The sequence below is a fragment of the Cellulomonas sp. GbtcB1 genome (genome assembly GCF_019091725.1).
Taxonomy (GTDB): Bacteria; Actinomycetota; Actinomycetes; order Actinomycetales; family Cellulomonadaceae; genus Cellulomonas.
In genome coordinates this window covers 1-4,213 of record NZ_JAGXJG010000105.1, presented here as the reverse complement: position 1 = coordinate 4,213, position 4,213 = coordinate 1, and the positions used below count along the sequence as shown (strand labels likewise).

Genomic DNA, 4,213 nt, shown 5'->3' with positions numbered 1-4,213 from the left:
AGCCACACCCCAGCCGGAGGTTCTCCTCACGTCAACGGCCCCGCACCGTCACCAACGTCCTGGCCGAGTACATCTAGCCGCCGGCTGCCTCGTTCCGTCCGGCCCTTCGGGGGTCAGGAGACCGGGCAGTGGTCGGGGGTCAGTCGGCCCGGCCGCGGTCGGGCGTCAGCCGACCGAGCCACGGAGGGAGGTCAGTCGACCGGCCGCGGCCCGGCTGCCGGGTCACCGCCACCCGCGGCCGTCCGCCACCGCGGCGACCGTCGTCCCCACGACGGACGCGTCCTGCCCCACCCCGGGGTCCGCCGCGACCACCACCGCCACCGCACCGCCCGCAGCCGGGTACCACCGGAGCTGGCACTGGGACCCGACACCCCACCCCTGGGTCATGACGCACGGGCGCCCGGGTGCCCCGAACGGGAAGACGCCGAGGCCGACGCCGAGGCCGCCCGGGTCCCGGACGAGCGCGGTTCCCTGGTCGGCGTCGAGCAGGACCCCGCCCCGCGCGTCGAGGGACCGGCCGACGTCGTCGAGCAGGACGGCCAGGTCCGCCGCCGAGGCCCACAGGCCCGAGGCGGCGAGGCCGGCGTAGTGCGCCCGGATGCCGGCGAGCCGGCGGCCGTCGGCGTGGTGACTCGCGGCGGCCGACCCGGCGAGGCGCGCGACCACGGCCGCGCGCGGCCCGCGGACCTGGGCGGCCGCCTCCCCGGCCCAGAAGCCGGTCGACGCGAGCCCGAGCGGGGCGACGACCTCGCGGTGCAGGACGTCCGCGAAGGACTCGCCGGTCGCGACCTCCACGGCGCGCTCGACGACGCAGTAGCCGGCGTCGGAGTACGCGAAGCCGGAACCGGGCTCGGCCGTGACCCGGACCGGGCCGACGTGCGCCGCGGTGGTCCCCGCGAGGACGTCCGCGGTCGGCGGGACACGGCCGGTGGCCGGCTCGAACGCGCCCGGCGGGTCGATGATGCCGCCGCGGTGCCCGAGCAGCTGGCGGAGGGTCGGGCCGGTCCGGCCGGGCACGTCGAGCGGGACGAGCGCGCGCACGTCGGCGTCGAGGTCCAGCACGCCGCGGCTGGCGAGGCGGAGGACGCCGACCGCGGTGATCGCCTTCGCGGCCGAGCACAGGTGGACGGGCGTGGTCGCGGTCGCGGAGACCCGCTCGGCGAGGTCGGCGTACCCGGCGACGTCGACGACCGGTGGCCGGCCGTCCTCGACGACGACGGTGACGAGGGCGGGGGCGGGGGCGGGCGGCGCGGCGGTCAACGAGGGCTCCGGGAGGTCGGGTGCGACCCGCGGTCCTCGCCCTGGACGCGGCTGTGCCGAGGACGCTAGCGGCGCCCACCGACACGCACGCGGGTCGAGCCCGCCTCGTGCTCGGCCCGCCTCGCGCTCAGCCCGTCTCGCGCTCGGGCCGTCCGGTGCTCAGCCCGGCGCGGTGACGAAGACGTCGAGCAGCTCGGGGTGGTGCGCGTGCACGAGGACGCCGAACACCACGAGGTCGAACAGCAGGTGCACCGCGACGACGTAGGGCAGCGAGGTGCTGCGCGCGAAGATCCACCCCTGCACCAGGGCGAACGGCACGGTGAGCAGCGGCCCCCACTCGCGGTAGCCGAGCTCCCAGAGGAAGGACACGAAGACCACCGACTGCAGGACGTTGGCGGTCCACAGCCCGAGGTGCCGTCTCAGGAGGGCGAAGACGGTGCAGATGAAGAACAGCTCGTCCCAGATGCCGACCGCGTTGACGCCCACGAACAGCCGCGCGATGTCCTGCCCGCCGTCGAGGTCCGGCCAGTTCCGGTAGGCCCCGGAGCCGATGAAGTAGAACGGCAGGACGAGGTAGCCGATGACGACGACGGCGGCCAGGTACGCCCACTGCCAGCGCGCCCAGCGCCGGCCCGTGGCGACGGGGAACCGGATGGTCCGCTGCCCGAACACGTACCGGGAGAGCGCCCACGGCACCAGGACCGCGAGGGACAGGGCGACGGTGAACCGCGCCATGCCGGCGTCGGAGAGGTCCGCCTTGAGCGAGATGGCCGAGACGATCGCCATGCCGGTGCCGATCAGGGCCAGGTCCCGCCCGAGCGCGCGGTCGACGGCGAGTCCGAGCGCGACGCCGAGCACGAGGGGCACGTACCCGAGCGGCCGGACGTGCACGGCGAAGATCAGGACGGCGGCGCCGCACACGAGGGCGGCGGCGAGCAGCCGCGCCGGCGAGCCGATGTCCCACGAGGCGCGCGCGGGCTCCGGGGTGGCACCGCGCGCGGCGGCCGGCGGTGTCGCGGGCGTGGCCGCGGCGGAGGGGGTCACCTCGGCACGGTGTCACGGGTGGCGCGCGCCGGCCAGGCGAGAGGCCGGGTCAGCGCGCGCGCACGGGCTCGCCGAGCGCGGCGGCGAGGACGGCGCGCAGTGCGTCTGCCTCTCCCTGCGCGGCGGCACGCTTCGGCAGAGGGAGCACGGAGGTGCGCCGACCGCGGGGGAGGGTGAGGAGGTACTGGGCGTCGGTCTCGAGGACACCGGAGAACGCAGACCACCGGTACGCGGAGGCGACGTCGCCGATCGTCAGGCTCAGGCCCTCGCCGGGTACCACCTCGGCGGTGTGCTCGGTGCGCAGGCGCGGGTCGCGGCGCCACGACAGCCGCGCGGCGAGCCGGTGGACGGGCAGCACCACGAGCGCCAGCAGCAGCACCAGGAGCACCAGCCAGGGGAGGAGGGGCTGCCCGGTGGTCCAGCTCCATGCCGCCAGGGCGAGGCCGCCGAGCAGGAGGGCACCGGCTCGCCGGCGGCGGCGCAGCCTCAGCAGCACGCGGAGCGCGTCGGCGAGCTCGGCGCGGTCGGGCTGCCACGCCAGTCGCAGCACGGGCAGTGCGGTCGCACCGGGCACGGGTCCTCCTCGGGACGGGCGGGGCGTCGCCACGGGCGCGAGTGTGCCGCGGGTCGGGCCGGCGCGGAGGGCGATCCCGGCCCGCCTCACCCGAACGGCCCAGGCCACCCGGCGGGGTCGCTGCTCGTAGGCTGCGCCCATGTCCACCGGTCCGGCCGCCCGCCCCGTCGACGGCGTCGACAGCCGGTCGCTGCCGCTCTACGCGGCGGGCTCGGTGGCGGTGCCGTACGTCATCGACGGCATGGACGAGCTGGTGGACCGCGAGACGGTGTGGGCGCCGCACGCGCACCCGACGCACGAGCTGCTGTGGAACCTGCGCGGCGCGTCGAGCGTGACGGCGGCGGACCGGACGTGGGCGATCACGCCGACGACGGGGCTGTGGCTGCCGGCCGGGACGGTGCACACGGCCAGGGCGCCGGCGGGGACCTGGTACCGGACGGCGCAGTTCGGCGTGCACGCGGTGCGGCCGCTGGCGGACGCGCCGGTCGCGGTCGAGGTGACGCCGCTGCTCGCGCTGCTGCTGGCGCGGCTCCAGGACGCGACGCTCGCGGAGGGGTCCCGGGAGCTCACGGAGCAGATGGTGCTGGACGTGCTGGTCCCGGCGCCGGACGAGGTGGCGGTGACGACCCCGGTCCCCGCTGCTCCGCCCGGTGGTCGACGCCGTGACGGCCGACCCCGGGGACCCGCGGGCGCTCGCGGACTGGGCGGCCGCGCTCGGGGTGAGCCCGCGCACCCTGACGCGGGCGTTCCGGGCGGAGACCGGGCTGAGCCTGGGCGGGTGGCAGGCGGCGGTGCGGGCCCAGCGGGCCGTGCTGCTGCTCGCGGCGGGGGAGCGGGTCGACGAGGTGGCGGAGGCGGTCGGCTACGCGTCGGCGAGCGCCTTCGGGGCGGCGTTCCGCCGGCAGACCGGCCGCGCGCCGAGCGCCTTCCAGCCGTCCGGCGGGTCGGGTGCCGTCCCGATCGCGCGGGTCGACGTCCCGATCGCGTGATTGCGCCACTCGCAGAGCCTCACCTAACTTAGGCGTGCCTCACCTGCTGGCGGACCGCGTTCGCGCAGGTCGGGCGTCCCCTTCGCCTCCCCGAGAGTGAGCTGACGTCGCTATGCGCACCCGTCGCCTGTCCGCGCTGGTCGCGGCCGGATCGGTCGCCCTGGTCCTCGCTGCCTGCAGCAGCACGCCGTCCGGGTCCTCGTCCGGGTCGGACGACCCGACGTCCGCCGCGGCGTCCGGCGAGTTCCCGATCACGATCGAGCACGCGTTCGGCACGACGACTCTCGACGAGGCGCCGGAGCGCGTCGCGACGGTCAACTGGGCCAACCACGAGGTGACGCTGGCG

Annotated in this window: 4 protein-coding genes and 2 pseudogenes; 3 read left to right on the top strand and 3 right to left on the bottom strand. The window is 76.9% G+C overall.

Going from position 1 to position 4,213, the window contains the following annotated elements; all coding sequences use genetic code 11:
• Positions 1 to 222: 222 nt before the first annotated feature.
• From KVT14_RS19815 to KVT14_RS19805, 3 genes are all read right to left on the bottom strand, one after another.
• Positions 223 to 1,260 (bottom strand): serine hydrolase, encoded by a 1,038-nt coding sequence (locus KVT14_RS19815; RefSeq protein ID WP_217617232.1) that lies wholly within the window; start codon positions 1,258 to 1,260, stop codon positions 223 to 225.
• A gap of 159 nt (positions 1,261 to 1,419) precedes the next feature.
• Positions 1,420 to 2,217, bottom strand: a complete 798-nt coding sequence (locus tag KVT14_RS19810; protein WP_217617233.1) for a CPBP family intramembrane glutamic endopeptidase — start codon at positions 2,215 to 2,217, stop codon at positions 1,420 to 1,422.
• A 136-nt stretch (positions 2,218 to 2,353) separates the two neighbouring features.
• Positions 2,354 to 2,878: a YcxB family protein gene (locus tag KVT14_RS19805; protein ID WP_217617231.1), complete on the bottom strand. Its 525-nt coding sequence runs from the start codon at positions 2,876 to 2,878 to the stop codon at positions 2,354 to 2,356.
• Positions 2,879 to 3,017: 139 nt separating this feature from the next.
• Here KVT14_RS19805 and KVT14_RS23635 point away from each other — a divergent pair.
• The 3 genes and pseudogenes from KVT14_RS23635 to KVT14_RS19790 form a co-directional block, all read left to right on the top strand.
• A pseudogene (locus tag KVT14_RS23635) lies at positions 3,018 to 3,263 on the top strand (hypothetical protein); the annotation flags it as partial.
• A 265-nt stretch (positions 3,264 to 3,528) separates the two neighbouring features.
• A complete protein-coding gene (locus KVT14_RS19795; RefSeq protein ID WP_217617230.1) occupies positions 3,529 to 3,867 on the top strand; it encodes a helix-turn-helix transcriptional regulator in 339 nt (112 codons plus the stop codon).
• 112 nt (positions 3,868 to 3,979) lie between these two features.
• Positions 3,980 to 4,213: pseudogene (locus KVT14_RS19790) on the top strand (iron-siderophore ABC transporter substrate-binding protein); the annotation flags it as partial.